This window comes from Fulvivirga ligni (genome assembly GCF_021389935.1).
In the GTDB taxonomy this organism is placed as follows: domain Bacteria; phylum Bacteroidota; class Bacteroidia; order Cytophagales; family Cyclobacteriaceae; genus Fulvivirga; species Fulvivirga ligni.
In genome coordinates this window covers 5,544,985-5,562,487 of sequence record NZ_CP089979.1, presented here as the reverse complement: position 1 = coordinate 5,562,487, position 17,503 = coordinate 5,544,985, and the positions used below count along the sequence as shown (strand labels likewise).

Here is a 17,503-nt window from a genome sequence, read left to right as displayed (position 1 = left end):
GATATTTTTTAACTATAACCCAATGCTTATGAAGCTATTTTTATTGTCATGTTTTATCCTTTTAGGTTTTGTCTCGATAGGGTATTCGCAATTTACTGTTAATGCAAACTTTAGGGCTAGGTCGGAATATAGGGATGGGGCTCGTATTTTATTGGATGATAATACCAACCCTGCCTTAGTTTCTTCTCAAAGAACACGTCTTATCACAAGTTATAAAGATGCTCAATTTGAAATTCAGGTTTCATTTCAGAATGCCAGAATTTGGGGGGCTGATGATGAACGAGCTAACGTTCCAAATATAAATCTCTCTGAAGGTTGGGTAAAATACTATTTCAGCGAAAATCAAGAAGGTTTTGCTATGAAAATTGGTAGGCAACACCTCGTTTTAGATGATGGAAGGATCTTCGGAATGAGAAATTGGAACGATATAGCAGTTTCGCATGATTTGGCGCTTCTACAGTGGAATAAAAAGGGGTGGGACATTCAACTAGCTGCTGGTTATAATAATGATGCTAACAAGTATCAGGAGAGCGCTTATAATGTTAACTATTATAAATACCTAGCTATATTATGGGTTAATAAGACGTTAAATAAGCAGATTTCATTATCTGTATTGAATGCTGTAGATGGTAATGAAGATCCAGACAACTTTGAAAGCTTGTATCCAAGGTATACCTCTGGGGTATACATTAATCAAGGGAATAAAGAATCTGATCTGAAGACACAGGCCTCCTTCTATTATCAATATGGTAAAGCTCCGTCCGGCTTGGATACCCGAGCATATATGTTCTCCATTATTCCTACCTATCAAGTGTCTAAAAAAGTTAAGCTAGCTGCCGGAGTGAATTTTTTTAGCGGCAATGATCAACTCAGTGGCGAGCAAGTCAACCGTTCTTTTAATAAGCTCTTTGGAGATGGACATAGATACTATGGGTATATGGACTATTTTCTCAATATCGAAAGCAATACCCAAGGAGGTGGAGTAAGAAATACATTCGGTAGTATCTTCTACAAGTTATCTACAAAAACAGAGGCGGAATTTTCATATCATAATTTTGCCTTCGGAGGCAGCTTTCTAGATCCGGAAACTCTGCAGGAAGCTGATGCCCAGCTAGGAAATGAAATAGACTTTCAATTAAAACATACAATTAATGAATATCTAAGTGCCAGATTTTCCTATGCCACCATGTTTGCAACCTCATCTATGGAATTGATAAAAGGTGGTGATCATAATAGATATCAGCAATGGATAGCAGTAATGCTTATTGCTAAGCCAAAATTATTCTCATCAGTTAAAAAAGATTAAAATACTTCGTATATGAAAATTACAAAACTTACGACAAATCAGCGAATAGTAGGAATATTTGCCTTTGTATTAATAATATCCGTTGCAGGGGCTGTGTATAATTCTCTGCAAACACAAAAATTGAAATTGGAAATAGACAAAATTTATAATGACAACCTGCTTAGTATTGATTATTTAATTGAGGCGGATAGAGATGCATACCAATCGAGTATAGCTATGGCACATGCTCTATCTCTAGCTATAGATGGAGAATCTGAACAATATAATTCAACTCAAATTGAGATTAAGGAAAATCTTGATCAGGTACATGAGAGGTATACGAATTTCTTTGAAGTTTCTGCATTTACCAAACTTGAAAAATTCAATAAATATGATAGTTATGATAAATCTTTTAGAGAAAATCATAGCAAATTAGGGGTTATTACAGATAAAATTCTTAGCCTACTTAAAACTGGAAATATAGAAGAAGCTAAGTCAATTTATTATGATGAATATATGAAAACGTTTGAGCCGATGCGATCTGCTATGGATAAATATACCGAATTGAGTTTAGCTTCAGCAGAAGAAGCTTATCAAGCCAGTATACATTTAAGTGAGGGGATATTTAGAAACTCTATGATAGTGGTAGTGTTGATCATCGTTTTCATAATAGCGGGAGGATTTTATCTTAAAAATAGCATATCGAAGCCTTTAAATGAAGCCATGGCAATAGTTGATAAAATAGCGGAAGGTGACTTAAGAATGAAAATTGACAGGGAAAAATACAATAAAAAGGACCCAATAGGATTTTTATTACTGAAAATGGATGATATGATCATGAGTCAGCGTAATGTAATTCAGGTGGTGATTGAAGGTGCAGAATATATAAACAAAGCCAGTGTGGAATTAAGAGAGTCGGCTGGTCAGCTTTCTCAAGGTGCATCTTTGCAAGCTAGTTCGGTGGAGGAAGTTTCAGCTTCCATGGAGCAAATGGCATCTAATATTATGCAAAACACTGACAATGCTAAAGAGACTGAACAAATTGCTTTAAGTTCTAATAAACAGGTGGGTCAATCCAATGAAGCTGTTCTAGCGACAGTAGAGTCTATGAATACCATTGTTAGGAAGAATTCTATTATAGGTGAGATTGCAAGACAAACAAATTTATTAGCTCTCAATGCAGCAGTCGAAGCCGCGCGGGCCGGTGATCATGGAAAAGGTTTTGCAGTAGTGGCCGCTGAAATTAGAAAACTGGCGGAAGGTTGTCAGAATGCAGCCAAGGAAATCGACGACATTTCTAATAGTAGTGAAAAAGTAGCTCGAACTGCTGGGGACATGTTGAGTAAGTTGGTGCCAGAGATTGAAAAAACGAGTAATCTAGTAGCTGAAATTAGTGCTGCTAGCCTGGAACAGAATGATGGTGCAAACCAAATCAATGAAGCGATTCAACAGCTAAATTCTGTGGTACAGCAGAATGCGGCCAGTGCAGAGCAATTAGCTTCAAATTCAGAAGAATTAAATAATCAGTCGTATACACTAAGAAGTGCTATTTCGTTTTTCAAATTGGAGAACGATGAAAACAGGAACGTGCTTCCGAAAAATACTATCAATAAAATTCAGCCGAACAACGGCCGAATTGTTCATGTCAAAAAAAGTTCTGATGATATTAAAACAAAAACCGAAACATCTCGAGGTTATGACTTAGTACTTGAAGATTCTAATGATGATCTGGATAAAGATTTCGAAAAATATTGAAGCTTTGATATTAGTTTTTTGCAGGATGAGATGGAATTATGAAACTAGGAAATACAATAGCGCTCAGAGATTTAGACTTTCAAAAGCTTAGTAATTATATATATGAGCGCTATGGTATAAACTTACCATTATCAAAAAAAACTTTATTAGAGAGTAGACTTCAGAAACATCTTCTAAGTTTAGGTATGACTTCCTTCAAGCAATATATTCAACATATCTGTATCGAAGAGGAAAGCCCTGATGTAATAAAAATGGTAAATCTTGTGTCTACCAACAAGACACATTTCTTTAGAGAGGCGGAACATTTTTCATTTATTCAAAACATTGTTCTGCCACAGCTTTCTAAGGACAAAACTAAAAATATTAAAATTTGGAGTTCAGCATCTTCAACGGGTGAAGAGGTGTATAGTGCAGCTATGGCCATTGAGCAATTTATTGAAAAGAACGAAGTAAATCTTGCCTATACGCTTGTGGGATCAGATATATCAACCGATGTCCTGAACGTGGCAAGAACTGCAATTTACAATGAAGTCTCAATTAAGGATTTACCGATTGAAGAAAGAAGAAAATTTTTCTTAAAAAGTAAAGATTCGAATGTAAAAAAGGTGAGAATCAATAAAAAACTTAGAGATAGGGTTTCATTTAAACGTTTTAATCTTATACAAGATAGATATCCTGCAGCTGAGAGTTTTGATATAATTTTTTGCAGGAATGTATTAATTTATTTTGATAGGGAAACTCAGGTGAATGTCATTAGAAATCTTACAAAATGCCTAAAATTAGGAGGTTATTTATTCCTAGGACATTCGGAGTCCCTCATGGGTATTGATCTGCCCTTAAAGCAAAGAATTCATACTGCGTATCAGAAGATTTCCATGTATTAGTGTATTCTATATGATTAAAAGTGTTTTTTTACAACCAGGACAATTACACATTTCTACATGTAATACTAAAATTATTACGATCTTAGGCACATGTGTTGCAGTTTGTTTGATGGACCCTGTTATGAAAATAGGAGGGATGAATCACTACATGTTGCCAAGATGGAATGGCAAATCTTTTAATAAATTAAACTATGGAAATTCTGCTATCCAAGTGCTTATTGATAAGATGATTAGTAAAGGAGCCCGGAAGGAAAGTATTGTGGCAGCAATTTTCGGTGGTTTCGAGACTCACACGTCTGTTTTTAAGATAGGTCATCAAAATGCTTTAGTTGCACTGGAAATTTTGAAGGCTTCTAATATAAAGATAGTGAGTCAAAATACGGGGGGAGAATTTGGCCGAAAGCTGAATTTCGACACATTTAATCAAAGTATACTTGTTGATAGATTTAAAATGAACTGTTTTGGTTAAGAAAATTAGTGTACTTATCGTGGATGATTCTGCATTAGTCAGGAAGCTTCTTACAGATATATTTAGCTCTGATCCAGAAATAGAAGTAATTGGAACCGCAAGCGACCCTTATCTTGCTGCACAAAAGATAAAGACTCAAATTCCGGATGTCATTACTTTGGATGTAGAAATGCCTAGAATGGATGGACTTACATTTTTGAAAGCGATAATGGCTCAGAAGCCAATTCCGGTCATAATTTTATCCAGTCTAACGGAAAAAGGAAGTTTGACGGCTTTGAAAGCATTGGAACTTGGAGCTTTAGATGTGGTCCAAAAACCTACAATGACCGCTCTCCGTAACGTTGATGATCACCTCAGAAATTATCTTATCGATTTGATTAAGACCAACGTAAATACTGCTGCCTTCAATAAAAGAGAATATTCTTTTCAAAAGGAGCACCCAAAGAAATTTGCAGGGATTTTAAAACAAACTGGAAGCATGATTAAAACCACTGAAAAGGTGGTTGTAATAGGGGCCTCTACTGGTGGCACTGAGGCCATTAAAGAAATATTAACACGACTACCTTATGACTCTCCAGCTATTGTTATAGTTCAGCATATGCCAGAAGCTTATACTAAGGCGTTTGCGGAAAGGCTTAATCAACTATGCGAGATTAATGTAAGGGAAGCGAGAGATGGAGATTCATTAACAAGAGGTCAAGCTTTAATAGCACCTGGAAATTATCACACCTCTATCTGTCGCAGTGGAGCTAAATACTTTGTACAAGTAAAAATGGGAGAAAGGGTAAATAGGCATCGCCCAAGCGTAGATGTATTGTTTAATTCTGCAGTGAAATTTGTGGGTAAGAACTGTGTAGGGGTATTACTTACAGGAATGGGAAAAGATGGTGCTATCGGCTTATTATCTTTAAAGGATGTGGGAGCATTCACAATAGCTCAAGATCAAGCTACTTCTGTAGTATTTGGAATGCCTAAAGAGGCTATTAAACTCTCTGCTGCTCATGTAGTAGAATCCTTAGATAATATCCCGAACGTCATAATTGCAAATAGTGGTAATTAATTAGTTCAAACCTTTTTATTTTTAAAAGGTTTGCTATTAATATAAAAGAATAATTATTTCAAAAATCAATTCAACACTAAGCATTTATTCATAGTTGTTCATTTCTTTATCTTTTTAAATATTTAGAAAACATTCTTTTATATCCTCCCAGGCCTGCTGATAGAGATAGAAAGCGCTGTTATGATCATAAGTAGATTGGTGCATTTCATGAGAAGAAGAGCTAATATTACTCCTTAGTTACTTTTTAAAAATAAAGTATACAGCCAAAGTCATGAAGATAAATCCAATCACATGGTTGATTCTAAAACTTTCATTTTTAAAAAATATCAAAGTAAAAATGGTAAAGATTAATAGAGTAATAACCTCCTGGATTACTTTTAATTGCCATAGATTGAATGGGCCACCATTTTCGCTAAATCCTATTTTATTGGCAGGAACCTGAAAAACATATTCGAATAGCGCAATGCCCCAGCTGATAAAAATGATTGCAATTAATCCTAATTTGGAAAAGGCTGGCATTTCTTTAAATTTCAGATGACCATACCATGCCAAAATCATAAAGCTATTAGATATTACTAGCAAGATTATAGTAAGGAGCCCTTTATACATTGATATCAAAATTTCAGCAATTATAACTTTTAGATAAAATTAAGTGAGCTAATTCAATATAAAAATGTGGGATATAATCGATAATCTCATCAAGCTATAATCATACCTCCTCACTACATTATCACAAACAGATACATGGATACTCGGCAATGACTCGTTGTACATTAAATAACAGATTGATTTTTTCTGTTAAAATTGTTATATTTTTTCTGAAGTCGGTGAGTGATATTGGATATTACTATACTACTACTGTTTAACTCATGATGGAGAGGTTGTAAGATGTAACTGTAAATGAGGAAGAGATGGCTTATCAATACCATCATTTACCCCGCCTGGAGAGAGTCGTGTGTGAAGATTTACCAGATTTTTATATTAATGATTATCCACATTCTCCTGTTTGGAACTCAGGGCTAAAAGATTTATTAAAGGATGAGGCAGATGTGTTTTTAGCCCATTTCCATTATACCTTTAGTCAAAAAAGCAATAAAGCTAAAAGGAAATATGTAGGATTTTATCAGAGAAAATTAATATTCTTAATAGATTCTCTTTTAATGGTTAAACCTCCTGAAGTCATACTCACCCCGAGTAATGGCAGCAATCATTTGTGTCACATTGTTTATAAGCATATTGAAGGATTACTTAAATATTTGGAACATTATTGTTTTAATCATTTAGATGCTTTAATGGCTTTACCTTCAAGAGTATACATACTAGTGTTATCTGATATGCACAATAGGTGGCTACAGATTGATAATACATTGAGAAAGTCTAAACTTTCTCCGCAGCTTATATCAATCTTAAATGAGGTTATTTTAAAATCTTTTCAAACATCTGAGGAAGGATTTATTACTTTTCATCAGTGGCGATACCTCAGAAAATTAACTCAGGAATTGAGTCAAATAGAAGTTGAAAATTCTGATGATTTAATAGAAAAAATACTTTTCTATTTAAATTTCAACGATGAAGCATTCTATGTTTACCTCGTTAATAAGGTGGAATTACTGGTGGAGGATCCCCCGTCTAACACCACAGGACAAAAATTAGTGCAGTTATGGAAGCTTAAATTGACAGCCATACCCGTACAAAACAAATGGGTTTTATATCCAGGTTATTTCAATCTTCGCGATCAATTTACAGCCTGGTTAAAATATAAATTGAAATCTCTTAAAGGAAATTACGTTCACACACCACCCAACTCAACCTCTCAATTTATTCGATTTTCCCTATCTGTGGCTCAATTAGCACTTTTACTTCGTCTATTCATGGAAGCGCAAATTATTAACGGACAGAGTGTTAGAAGTATAATAAAGTTGGTCACTCAAGTATGTGCTACGAGAGAGGCCGATGTTCTTTCATTTAGAAGTTTTTATAATAAATACTATCTCAATGAAGAAGGCACTAGACAAGCTGTGAAATCCATCTTACTTAACTTGCTAGAGCATTTAGATCGCTTATAAAATTATCTTGTTATCATCAATTTCTCACAGGGGTGGTAGCCACCGGTAGCCACTGGTGGCTTATACTTTAATCTATTTAATTGCTATTCCATCACTCAAAAAATGGAAAAGGGTGTAATAATTCATCCCATTTACCCTACGAAAATTTAAACCTATTTTGATATGAGCCAGAAAGATAAAAGATTAAAACATGTTCTCACCATCAGATTAAGTTACAAGTCGATTGAGCGATTGAAATCATTAATGAGTCGAACAAATTGTACCACCTTGAGCGAATTTGCACGAGCGATATTGATTAAGGAAAAGATTGATTTTTATTACCGAAATGGTGAAATGCAGGATATTTTAGAAGAGCTTATCGCTATACGAATGGAGCTTAAGTCCATTGGGGTTAATCTCAATCAATTAACCAGATATTTTCATCAAGTTCGTTTTCCTTCTGAAAAGTTACAGCATGCATCCAGGGTAGTCCAGGATATCAAAAGTATTACTGATATAGTTCAGAAATGCATGATGATAATTTCCAAACTATCTATTAGGTGGTCGTGAGGATAGTTACAGGTAAAAATGTGAAAGGCGTTATTCATTATCATGAAAGTAAGATCTCCTCGGGTAGTGCGGTCTGCATAGAAGCTTCTGGCTTTTTGCGTGATGTGGCTCTGCTTACTACAGAAGATAAGATCAAGAGATTGGAGAATAGAAATTTATTAAATCGTAGAGCTAAAACTAATACCATGCATATTTCATTGAATTTTGATCCTTCTGAAAGCTTTACAGATCACCAGCTAGTAAGTATTTCTAAGGAATATATGAAAGGAATCGGATTTGAAGAGCAGCCCTATTTGCTTTATAAACATATTGATGCGGCTCATCCACATGTCCATCTTGTGAGCACTATAATTAAAGCTGATGGTACGCGTATTGCAACCCATCAGTTGGCTAAAAAAATATCCGAGCCTGTTCGAAAAGATATTGAGAGAAAATTTCATCTGGTGGCAGCTAGTCATGGAAAAAGACAGCTTAAAGGCATTTTGATGCCCGGCTATGGTGCGTCTCCAACGAAGCATATGATTGATGAAACGGTAGGCATAATTATGAATACCTATCTCTATAATTCTTTTAATTCTTTTCAAATATTATTAAAAATATATGGAGTAGTGGCTATGCCCGTACATCAAAATCTAGGGCTACTCTATAGCCTATGTGATTCAGATGGGAAGCCAAGAGGAGTTCCAATTAAGGCTAGCGCCTTAAAGTGTCATGCAACTTTTAAAAAGATAAGACAATTGTGCAATCGAAATATTAGCAAGCAAGATGTTTACAAAAGTAATCTAATAAATAAGATTGAAGCTGCTCGTTTACATTTCAAGCAAGGTTGGGCCAAATCACTTGAAGACAGCAAAGTTTTAGTAGTATGGCATAAAAGTAGTGAAGGGCAAATTTACGGTGTGTCATTTATAGATCACGAACAAAGAGTAGTTTTTAAGGGTAGTGATCTTGGCAAAATGTATAGTGCCTCATCCCTGCTTAATAAGGTTATTAAAGATGATAAAGAGACCATACAGATTGATTTTGTAAAGCCACTAAAAGTAATTGATCTACATCAAATCCTCGGACCCTTATTGAGATCAGAAGGAGGGCAGTATGCAGGCGAGGATCAGCTACAATATTTTCGACATAGACAGAAGAAAAAAAAGAAAAAATCATGAATCAGTCTTCATCATCTTTATCGAAGTTAATGGACTGGACACTATCTCTGAGCATATTACTTTTATTGCTTCATCTAGGGTGTGCCATTCATCAAACTTTACGACAGATGTTTCCAAAGATTGAATGGTTTAACCCAATTCTGATTTTAATTATCAATCACACATTACACTATAAAATTGGCTCATTTACATTACTGATGGTCTTTTTAATAGGATTAAAATCAAAGAAGCAAGTAAAAACTCGAAAGGCTTTGGCAACATTATTATTCGTTATCGGTATTGCGATTTGGTGTTTGGTTTCACCGGATACATTTGGCCCTGCGTGGTATTATGCTTTAGCCATGTGGGGCGCTATGCTCATGATATTAACAGGTGGGACATGGTGGTCCAGATATTTGAAGCGCTCCCTAAGAGTGGATGTTTTTAATATAGAGAATGAGACCTTTCCACAAGAGGAAAGGTACTTGAATAATCAGTATGCAATACATTTTAAGGCTAGTTATTATTACAAGGGAAGGTTTAGAAATAGCTGGATCAATATTATCAATCCTTTTAGAGGGTTGCTTGTAGTAGGAACCCCTGGTGCAGGAAAATCATACTTTGTAGTAAGAAATATTATAATTCAACAATTGCAGAAAGGATTTACGATGTTACTCTATGATTTCAAGTATGATGACTTATCCAGACTGGCTTATAACGTTTTAAGGAGATCACGAAATCAATCGCGGTTCTATGTGATTGATTTTGATGAATTGCAATACCGCTGTAATCCGTTGGCATTATTAGATGACATTGCGGATGCGGCGGAGTCGAGCCGCACTATAATGCTTGGTTTAAATAAAGATTGGATAAAGAAACAGGGCGATTTCTTTGTCGAGTCTCCCATCAATTTCGTTACCGCTTTAATTTGGTTTCTTCGTAAATATCAAAATGGATCCTATTGTACATTACCTCATGTAATAGAATTGATGCAAGTGGAGTATAAAACATTATTTCCCTTGTTACATACGGAACCAGAAGTAAGCGCCCTGATTAATCCATTTGAATCAGCCTATGTGCACGAAGCCTGGGAACAGTTGGAAGGACAGATGGCTAGCGCCAAGATGGCCATGGCCAGGCTGGTATCTCCCAAAATGTATTATGTGTTATCGGGAAATGATTTCCATTTAGACTTGAATAATCCCTCATCGCCTAAAGTCCTATGTTTAGCCAATAACCCTCAAAAGCAGGAAGTGTATGGGCCAGTCTTATCACTGTATATTTCAAGAGCTATCAAGTTGATTAATAAGAAGAATCAACTACCCTGTAGTCTTATTTTTGATGAGTTTCCTACTATCTACTTTAACCATATAGACAATTTAATGGCGACAGCACGAAGTAATCGTGTGGCTACAACATTAGCTGTTCAGGATTACAGTCAGCTAAAAAAGGAATATGGAAGAGACCAGGCAGAGGTGATTATGAACTTAGCAGGAAATGTAATAAGCGGACAGGTGCTGGGAGATACAGCCAAGGTACTTTCTGAAAGATTCGGAAAAGTGGTTCAAGAGCGATACAGCTATAATTCCGGGTCTGGCGATATATCCATCAGTGAGCAATTAAATTCAGCCATTCCTGCAGCGCGTATTTCCAGTTTATCGTCCGGTGAATTTGTTGGTATGGTAGCCGATCAGCCAGATCAAGAAATTGAACTTAAGTTATTTCACGCAAAAATCATTAATGATCATATATCCATTCAGCGTCAAGAGCGACGTTTTCGCAGTATTCCCACTTTACCACAACCTACCTGGGATGAACTGGAGCATAATTACCTTATGATAAGGCAGGATATTCAAGCCTTAATTCAAGACAAGTTATACCCTAAATGATAATTTTATGAACATCATCTCTCACCTCCGCACCGTTTTATGTGAAATCCATAATTATATCAAGCAAGAAGAAATATCTAATGATGAAATCTTAACCACCGGTCGAATACTTGGCTTTATTGAAGTACGTTACAATGCTATCGAATCTGTTTTAGAGAGTTACAGATTTAATGGTGTATCGCAAGAAATAGCTTTTTACAAACACTTTTACCCTCAACTTTTAGGTTGGCGCTACTATTATAAGGAGCGCTTAGCAATATTAATCTTATGTCCACCAGATAAAGAGGATATTAAAAGCTTTTATATGAAGAAGTGGTCAGAATACTGTAGTCTCATCACCCTTCACAAAGATTTTTATCAATATTGTTATGCTGGTCTGAAGTATAAAGATAAAATGTATTTTACTGGAGATCATGCTCGTCATCATGCTTCTTATTGGTTGGGTCAAGAGCAATTTTTACAGCATTTTAAAAAATGGTTAAAATTAAAATATTCCGGAGGACCAGAGCAGGTGCAATTGAAATGGACCGGTTCAAAAGTTGCTTTGATTGAGTTGCTCTATGGCCTACATGCCACCTCAGTAGTAGAAGGAGGTAGGGCAGATATTATGCAATTGGCCAAGGGGTTAGAGCAATTGTTTAATGTGAATTTGGGCAATTACTATAGAGTTTATCAAGATATAAGACTCAGAAAAAAGGGACAAACGCAGTACATTGATAGTATGAAATCTCAATTAATTCGGAAAATGGACGAACTGGATTTTAAATAAAAATACCCCATATAATACCATGTTGTGAATAAGAGGTTGTCAATCTTCTCAACTTGCTCTTAGTAATCACCAAACTATAGAGTTATGTTACCCTTCACGTGGCCTCAATTCTTACAAATCATTTTAATTCTAATAATAGTCTATTATTTGATTATTGGCCTCCTGTTTTATCGTGACAAAATCTGTTCATCGATTTTAAAGCAAACTAAGTCACCGAGAAAAATTATGGGGGATGCCCATTTAGATACTGAGGTTGTTGAATCAGATGCCATTGCATTTGCTCCAGAAGTTTCTTCTGAGGATCATACTTATTTTGAACTTCTTCCAACAATGGCCTCCCTGGTAAGTGATTTAAATGGACTTATAGAATTAGAACAAGATTATGACAGTCCATTGAAAGAATTGGTTGCTTGCATACAGTCGGTATTAAGCCAATCATCCTCTCTCATCGGTACCCCATATCAGTCCCAGGTCAATGCATTTATCTGGTATAAGTTGCAAGAACGTCTTCAACCTGAATGGCAGCAGAACTCACTTGACAGTTGGTGGAAATCTTCTCACTAAAATAAAATTACTATGAAAAACAGAAACATTCTTTACCGTGCTAGAGCGTGTATGCTTGCTCTAGTAACATACTGCCTTAGCTATGCATATGTTTTTGCTCAAGACGGTAATGCAGGAATCAATGAAGCTAATCAACAGGTACGCAGTTATTTTGATACAGGCACCAATTTGATGTATGCCATAGGGGCTGTCGTTGGATTAATAGGAGCAGTAAAAGTGTATCAAAAGTGGAATGGAGGAGATCAAGACACAGGACGAGTAGCAGCTGCCTGGTTTGGAAGTTGTATCTTCTTGGTGGTAGTAGCAACTGTATTAAAATCCTTTTTCGGGTTATAGTTATGGCTACTATATACGTCATTAACAAAGGGATTAACAAGCCTATAATGTTTAAAGGGCTTGAGTCGCAGTATATCACCTATTTAGCTCTGGGTGTGATTTTCCTCTTATTCCTATTTGCCCTTATTTATTGGGCTGGAATACATATGTATATATGTCTCATTATAATTATAGTGCTAGGAGTAACCTTTATTTCCATACTTTATCATGTCAGTAAGCGGTATGGACAGTATGGTTTAATAAGAAGAAGGAGAGCCAGGCAGCACCCTCTAATTTTGCGTTGTAGATCAAGATTTTTTTTAGTTAAGCTGAGAAAAAATGAAGACTAATTCTATCAATATCGACACTGTATGGCCTATTTACCAAATCGAGAATGAATGTATCTTGTCCCATCAAGGGGCCTTATCTTTTGCTTATCAAGTAGAGCTACCAGAGATATTTACTTTATCTGAAAAGGATTTTGAGGAGTTACACTTATTATGGGTGAAATCGTTACGTGGTTTAGGAGCTGGCTGTGTCTTTCATAAACAGGATTGGTTTCTGCGTCACGCTTTTGACCCCCAACATATGGATTCAACTTCCTGGTTGTCTGGGGCTAGTGATCGATTCTTTAATGAACGGCCATATTTACATCACCGATGTTTTGTGTACATCAGTGTTAAACCTAAAAGGAATCTTCGACCAGCCTATCCACTGAAGGCCTTGACAAAAGCACATTTAGTAGGGGAAGAGTGGAGAAGTGGAGACCTTTATCGTAAACTTTCAGAGAGTTGTACTCAGTGGAGTGGACTTTTGAATGACAGTGGACGTGTTAAAGTAACCCAACTTAAAGCAACTCATATGTTGGGGACCAAAAACAAGCCAGGTATTATTGAACAATACCTATTTCTTCTTTCTGAGCATGATCAACCACTTATTAAAGATATACATCTTAAGGAGCAGTTAAAAGTGGGGCACGATCGGCTTGGTATCTGTGCCATGTCACATAGAGATAGTCTTCCTTCCTGGTGTGGTCCCAGAATCAATTATGATAAGTATACTACAGATAAAGCCCCTTACAGTATAGGTTTTGCATCACCCTTGGGCATGCTAATTCCTTATAATCACATTTACAATCAAGTGATTGAATTAGAAGATACCGCTCAAACTATCAAACGTCTGGAAAGCAAGCGTTTAAGATTACAATCTCTTTCTGCTTATTCCAGAGACAATGCTATGAGTCAGGAAGCTACTAATGACTACTTAAATGAGATAATTGGTCAGCAAAGACAGCCAGTCAAAGCTCATTTCCATGTTATTACCTGGTCTAAACAAGAGCATGAGTTTGAGCGGCAAATGACAGCCTTATCCTCTGCATTTGCTCAAATGGACGCAACTGCAAAGGCAGAGACTGATGGGGCTGCTGCTATGTTTTGGTCGGGAATACCAGGAAACATGAGTTCCCTGCCGCATTATGAATGGTTTGATACGTTCGCAGAACAGGCAGTATGCTTTCTGAATATGGAAAGTAGTTATAAGACATCAAACTCACCTGTCGGAGTAAGACTTGGAGATCGTTTAAGTGGAGAGCCCTTGGATGTAGACTTGAGTGATGAGCCTATGAAAAGGGGGTGGATCACCAATCGAAACAAGTTCATTTTAGGACCTAGTGGGTCAGGGAAATCTTTTTTTACCAATCACATGGTTCGTGCTTATTATGAACAGGGTACACATGTTGTATTGGTAGATGTAGGACATAGTTATCAAGGCCTATGTGAACTTGTAAACGGTTATTATTTCACCTATGATGAAGATCACCCTCTTGAATTCAATCCATTTGTGGTTAATGGTAAGTTAGATACTGAGAAGAAGGAAAGTCTAAAAACACTATTATTAGCATTATGGAAAAGGGATGATGAACCTTTTAGTCGCTCTGAATATGTGGCCTTATCCACATCCTTACAACAATACTATGAATATCTCCAAAGGCATGAAGAAGTTTTTCCCTGTTTCAATTCTTACTATGAATTTCTAATAAATGTTTACCAGAAGCGACTTATTGATGATTCGATAAGAGCTAAAGGATTCGATATAGAGGCATTTCTGTATGTACTGCGTCCTTACTATCGGGGTGGTGAATTCGATTATCTTCTTAATGGCAGGGAGAACCTTGATCTTTTGGATCAACCTTTAATAGTGTTTGAACTGGATAATATTAAAGATCATCCCATCTTATTTCCTATAGTCACTTTGATCATAATGGAGGTCTTCATTCAAAAAATGAGAAAGTTGAAGGGAATACGGAAAATGATCCTGATTGAGGAAGCTTGGAAAGCGATCGCAAAAGAAGGGATGGCGGAGTACATCAAATATCTCTTTAAAACCGTCAGAAAATTTTATGGTGAAGCTGTGGTAGTCACTCAGGAAGTAGAAGATATTATTAGTTCACCTGTAGTAAAGCAGGCCATTATTAATAATGCGGACTGTAAAATATTATTAGATCAAAGCAAGTATCAGAATAAGTTCCACCAGATTCAAGAGTTACTAGGTCTAACTGATCAGGAAAAATATCAGGTATTCTCAATTAATAAGTCCAATGATCCAACACGGAAATATAAGGAGGTATTTATAAGCCTGGGTGGTGTCAGATCAAAAGTATATGCTACTGAAGTATCTCTCGAAGAATACTTTACCTATACCACCGAAGAGTCTGAAAAAATGGAAGTCGCCGATTATGCCCGACGTTTCGGAGGGCTTAAAGAGGGTATTTCACAATTAGTGAAAGAAAAGCAATCTCAGATTTAGACATCTAAAACAAAAGATCTATGAAGGTAAATAAAATAATATGGCTCCTGATTTTTCAGGTGGTCACCATCACGTGTGCGCCTATAAGTCAAGTGCATGCTGGTAATCCCATCGTAGTTATCATTAAGAAGATAATTAAAAAAATTATCAAAGCTATTGATCTGATGGTTCAGCGTTTACAAAATAAGAAAGTTGAGTTGCAAAATGCTCAGAAAATTCTTGAGAACAAGTTATCAAAACTTAAGCTAGATCAAATTGCTGAGTGGACTGAGAAACATAGGAAATTGTTTGAAAAGTACTACCACGAACTATGGGAAGTGAAAAAAGCTATTGCGTCTTTTAAGCAGATTGAAAAAATAATTAGGCATCAAAAGGACCTCGTAAATGAGTATCAACAAGCTTGGGCTATTATCAATGACCATCCTGCATTATCAATAGCTGAGATAAATTATTTAGAACATGCATATGCTAACCTTATCGCCCAAAGTGCAAATGACCTGGAACGCCTAGGCCAGGTAGTCCTTGCAATGGAAGGTCAATTTACTGATAGTCGACGTTTGGAAATCATTAGCGAGGTGGCCACATCATTGGAATCACACGCTGAGGCTTTAAGAAAATTGAATTTTAGTGTCTATCAGGTGATTCGCGCACGCACTATATCGAAGCATGAAATATTAGGTATAAAGAAATTATATCCATGAAAAAAATAGCATTTATCTCTCTTATAATAATATGTGTTACACAGGTTAATGGACAAGTACCTAATAAGGAGGAGTGGACTAATCAAAAGAAAACGCAAATCAAATACCTGATCAAGCAGGTTGGGCTATTACAGCTTTACATAGGGTATGTGAAGAAAGGTTATGACATCGTAAAGACGGGTTGGAATACAGTTAGCAATATAAAAAATGGGACTTTTAGCCTAGATCAAGACTATTTGGATACATACGATATTGTACCTGTAATTTTGAAAAATGACCCTAGAATAAGCCTTATAAATACAAGAATTAAAGGTGCCAAACGACAATTGCTTCAAATTGAAATAATACTGTCAAATACATTCTTAACAGAAACCGAAAGAGTAACTCTAAAAACTACGGCGGAAGTGCTTGGCTCCAAACTAACAAACTGTAAGAATGATTTGAACACCTTATTGCAGAATTATTATTGGAAGATGAAGCCTGATGAAAGGCTAAATAACCTTGAGAGACTTCATATTCAAGCCTACCAGATTCAACTGGATATCATGAAAATATATGACACTGTGCTATGGATAATGAAACAACGCGCACGTGAGCATGAAAAAATAAACATTTTTAAAGATTAGCTGATGAGAAAAGTAATATTAATAGCAATTGTATGCCTTAGTTGTAACATGCATATCCAAGCACAGGAACAAGAAGCTGCTCAGCTGGTACTAAATATCAAAAAGCTTCAGCAGTTTAAGAAAATACTGGAAAATATGTACAAAGGGTATGTCATATTGAGTCGTGGTTATAATACTGTAAAGGGCATAGCTCAAGGTAATTATAAATTGCATGAGGTTTTTCTAGATGGCCTTTACACCGTCAATCCAGGGATCAAGAAGTATTACAAGATTGCAGAGTGCATCAGAAGACAAAAGGACATTAAGGATCAATGGCAGAAAGTGTGGTTAGCGCTTAAAGGCAACCCATTAATTAAATCAGAAGAGCTTAGTTATGCAACGAAAATTTACTCAGCTTTTTTCGATCATTGTCAAAAAGGACTAGAAGAACTCATCATGGTCACAACAGATCGTCAATTAAGGATGAGTGATGAAGAAAGATTGATGACTATCGATAGAATAGCAGATCAGTCTGAGCAATTATACCAGGGAGTATGCTACTTCAATGATGTCGTTCTAGCTGTTCTAAAGTCTAGAGAAAGCGAGAGTAAAGAAATCCAAAGTTACCGTAACTGGTTACAACCTTAA

At 36.1% G+C, this 17,503-nt stretch carries 18 protein-coding genes; 17 read left to right on the top strand and 1 reads right to left on the bottom strand.

Annotated elements, in window-relative coordinates; genetic code table 11:
• Nucleotides 1-28 precede the first annotated feature (28 nt).
• Genes LVD16_RS23545 through LVD16_RS23525 form a run of 5 tightly spaced genes read left to right on the top strand, consistent with a single transcriptional unit; the run spans nucleotide 29 to nucleotide 5,453 of the window.
• A complete protein-coding gene (locus LVD16_RS23545; protein ID WP_233770751.1) occupies nucleotides 29-1,306 on the top strand; it encodes an alginate export family protein in 1,278 nt (425 codons plus the stop codon).
• A 12-nt stretch (nucleotides 1,307-1,318) separates the two neighbouring features.
• Nucleotides 1,319-3,040: a methyl-accepting chemotaxis protein gene (locus LVD16_RS23540; protein ID WP_233770750.1), complete on the top strand. Its 1,722-nt coding sequence runs from the start codon at nucleotides 1,319-1,321 to the stop codon at nucleotides 3,038-3,040.
• A 38-nt stretch (nucleotides 3,041-3,078) separates the two neighbouring features.
• The gene (locus LVD16_RS23535; protein WP_233770749.1) at nucleotides 3,079-3,924 is read left to right on the top strand and encodes a CheR family methyltransferase; all 846 of its coding nucleotides are present in this window, start codon (nucleotides 3,079-3,081) and stop codon (nucleotides 3,922-3,924) included.
• A gap of 10 nt (nucleotides 3,925-3,934) precedes the next feature.
• Nucleotides 3,935-4,393, top strand: coding sequence for a chemotaxis protein CheD (locus LVD16_RS23530; protein WP_233770748.1), 459 nt, complete (start codon nucleotides 3,935-3,937; stop codon nucleotides 4,391-4,393).
• Nucleotides 4,386-5,453 (top strand): protein-glutamate methylesterase/protein-glutamine glutaminase, encoded by a 1,068-nt coding sequence (locus tag LVD16_RS23525; RefSeq protein WP_233770747.1) that lies wholly within the window; start codon nucleotides 4,386-4,388, stop codon nucleotides 5,451-5,453. Before LVD16_RS23530 ends, LVD16_RS23525 begins: the two co-directional genes overlap by 8 nt.
• Before the next feature lie 237 nt (nucleotides 5,454-5,690).
• Here LVD16_RS23525 and LVD16_RS23520 read toward each other — a convergent pair whose 3' ends face one another.
• Nucleotides 5,691-6,062 carry a DMT family protein gene (locus tag LVD16_RS23520; RefSeq protein ID WP_233770746.1) on the bottom strand — a complete coding sequence of 124 codons (372 nt, stop codon included), beginning with the start codon at nucleotides 6,060-6,062 and terminating at the stop codon, nucleotides 5,691-5,693.
• Nucleotides 6,063-6,364: 302 nt separating this feature from the next.
• On the opposite strand from LVD16_RS23520, the gene LVD16_RS23515 reads away from it, so the two are divergent.
• From LVD16_RS23515 to LVD16_RS23460, 12 genes are all read left to right on the top strand, one after another.
• The gene (locus tag LVD16_RS23515; RefSeq protein ID WP_233770745.1) at nucleotides 6,365-7,519 is read left to right on the top strand and encodes a hypothetical protein; all 1,155 of its coding nucleotides are present in this window, start codon (nucleotides 6,365-6,367) and stop codon (nucleotides 7,517-7,519) included.
• A gap of 162 nt (nucleotides 7,520-7,681) precedes the next feature.
• Nucleotides 7,682-8,068, top strand: coding sequence for a plasmid mobilization protein (locus LVD16_RS23510; protein WP_233770744.1), 387 nt, complete (start codon nucleotides 7,682-7,684; stop codon nucleotides 8,066-8,068).
• Nucleotides 8,065-9,228: a relaxase/mobilization nuclease domain-containing protein gene (locus tag LVD16_RS23505; protein ID WP_233770743.1), complete on the top strand. Its 1,164-nt coding sequence runs from the start codon at nucleotides 8,065-8,067 to the stop codon at nucleotides 9,226-9,228. Before LVD16_RS23510 ends, LVD16_RS23505 begins: the two co-directional genes overlap by 4 nt.
• Nucleotides 9,225-11,096, top strand: a complete 1,872-nt coding sequence (locus LVD16_RS23500; protein ID WP_233770742.1) for a type IV secretory system conjugative DNA transfer family protein — start codon at nucleotides 9,225-9,227, stop codon at nucleotides 11,094-11,096. Before LVD16_RS23505 ends, LVD16_RS23500 begins: the two co-directional genes overlap by 4 nt.
• 7 nt (nucleotides 11,097-11,103) lie before the next feature.
• The gene (locus LVD16_RS23495; protein WP_233770741.1) at nucleotides 11,104-11,865 is read left to right on the top strand and encodes an RteC domain-containing protein; all 762 of its coding nucleotides are present in this window, start codon (nucleotides 11,104-11,106) and stop codon (nucleotides 11,863-11,865) included.
• Nucleotides 11,866-11,949: 84 nt separating this feature from the next.
• On the top strand, nucleotides 11,950-12,429 hold the full coding sequence (locus LVD16_RS23490) for a hypothetical protein (protein ID WP_233770740.1): 480 nt from the start codon (nucleotides 11,950-11,952) through the stop codon (nucleotides 12,427-12,429).
• Nucleotides 12,430-12,480: 51 nt separating this feature from the next.
• Nucleotides 12,481-12,765 carry a DUF4134 domain-containing protein gene (locus LVD16_RS23485; RefSeq protein ID WP_233770739.1) on the top strand — a complete coding sequence of 95 codons (285 nt, stop codon included), beginning with the start codon at nucleotides 12,481-12,483 and terminating at the stop codon, nucleotides 12,763-12,765.
• Between the two features lie 2 nt (nucleotides 12,766-12,767).
• Nucleotides 12,768-13,094, top strand: coding sequence for a DUF4133 domain-containing protein (locus tag LVD16_RS23480; protein WP_255697700.1), 327 nt, complete (start codon nucleotides 12,768-12,770; stop codon nucleotides 13,092-13,094).
• Entirely contained in the window at nucleotides 13,084-15,549 is a 2,466-nt protein-coding gene (locus tag LVD16_RS23475) for a TraG family conjugative transposon ATPase (protein WP_233770737.1), read from the top strand. The genes LVD16_RS23480 and LVD16_RS23475 overlap by 11 nt, the downstream gene beginning before the upstream one ends.
• Before the next feature lie 20 nt (nucleotides 15,550-15,569).
• The gene (locus LVD16_RS23470) at nucleotides 15,570-16,250 is read left to right on the top strand and encodes a hypothetical protein (RefSeq protein ID WP_233770736.1); all 681 of its coding nucleotides are present in this window, start codon (nucleotides 15,570-15,572) and stop codon (nucleotides 16,248-16,250) included.
• Entirely contained in the window at nucleotides 16,247-16,876 is a 630-nt protein-coding gene (locus LVD16_RS23465; protein WP_233770735.1) for a hypothetical protein, read from the top strand. Before LVD16_RS23470 ends, LVD16_RS23465 begins: the two co-directional genes overlap by 4 nt.
• A 3-nt stretch (nucleotides 16,877-16,879) precedes the next feature.
• Nucleotides 16,880-17,503 (top strand): TerB family tellurite resistance protein, encoded by a 624-nt coding sequence (locus LVD16_RS23460; RefSeq protein WP_233770734.1) that lies wholly within the window; start codon nucleotides 16,880-16,882, stop codon nucleotides 17,501-17,503.

What these genes read in the sequence shown, in the direction of transcription:
- LVD16_RS23475 (WP_233770737.1), top strand. Translation starts at nt 13,084, where the DNA reads ATGAAGACTAATTCTATCAATATCGACACTGTATGGCCTATTTACCAA.
- LVD16_RS23485 (WP_233770739.1), top strand. Translation starts at nt 12,481, where the DNA reads ATGCTTGCTCTAGTAACATACTGCCTTAGCTATGCATATGTTTTTGCT.
- LVD16_RS23495 (WP_233770741.1), top strand. Translation starts at nt 11,104, where the DNA reads ATGAACATCATCTCTCACCTCCGCACCGTTTTATGTGAAATCCATAAT.
- LVD16_RS23460 (WP_233770734.1), top strand. Translation starts at nt 16,880, where the DNA reads ATGAGAAAAGTAATATTAATAGCAATTGTATGCCTTAGTTGTAACATG.
- LVD16_RS23500 (WP_233770742.1), top strand. Translation starts at nt 9,225, where the DNA reads ATGAATCAGTCTTCATCATCTTTATCGAAGTTAATGGACTGGACACTA.
- LVD16_RS23515 (WP_233770745.1), top strand. Translation starts at nt 6,365, where the DNA reads ATGGCTTATCAATACCATCATTTACCCCGCCTGGAGAGAGTCGTGTGT.
- LVD16_RS23465 (WP_233770735.1), top strand. Translation starts at nt 16,247, where the DNA reads ATGAAAAAAATAGCATTTATCTCTCTTATAATAATATGTGTTACACAG.
- LVD16_RS23470 (WP_233770736.1), top strand. Translation starts at nt 15,570, where the DNA reads ATGAAGGTAAATAAAATAATATGGCTCCTGATTTTTCAGGTGGTCACC.
- LVD16_RS23530 (WP_233770748.1), top strand. Translation starts at nt 3,935, where the DNA reads ATGATTAAAAGTGTTTTTTTACAACCAGGACAATTACACATTTCTACA.
- LVD16_RS23540 (WP_233770750.1), top strand. Translation starts at nt 1,319, where the DNA reads ATGAAAATTACAAAACTTACGACAAATCAGCGAATAGTAGGAATATTT.
- LVD16_RS23480 (WP_255697700.1), top strand. Translation starts at nt 12,768, where the DNA reads ATGGCTACTATATACGTCATTAACAAAGGGATTAACAAGCCTATAATG.
- LVD16_RS23520 (WP_233770746.1), bottom strand. Translation starts at nt 6,062, where the DNA reads ATGTATAAAGGGCTCCTTACTATAATCTTGCTAGTAATATCTAATAGC.
- LVD16_RS23535 (WP_233770749.1), top strand. Translation starts at nt 3,079, where the DNA reads ATGAAACTAGGAAATACAATAGCGCTCAGAGATTTAGACTTTCAAAAG.
- LVD16_RS23490 (WP_233770740.1), top strand. Translation starts at nt 11,950, where the DNA reads ATGTTACCCTTCACGTGGCCTCAATTCTTACAAATCATTTTAATTCTA.
- LVD16_RS23510 (WP_233770744.1), top strand. Translation starts at nt 7,682, where the DNA reads ATGAGCCAGAAAGATAAAAGATTAAAACATGTTCTCACCATCAGATTA.
- LVD16_RS23545 (WP_233770751.1), top strand. Translation starts at nt 29, where the DNA reads ATGAAGCTATTTTTATTGTCATGTTTTATCCTTTTAGGTTTTGTCTCG.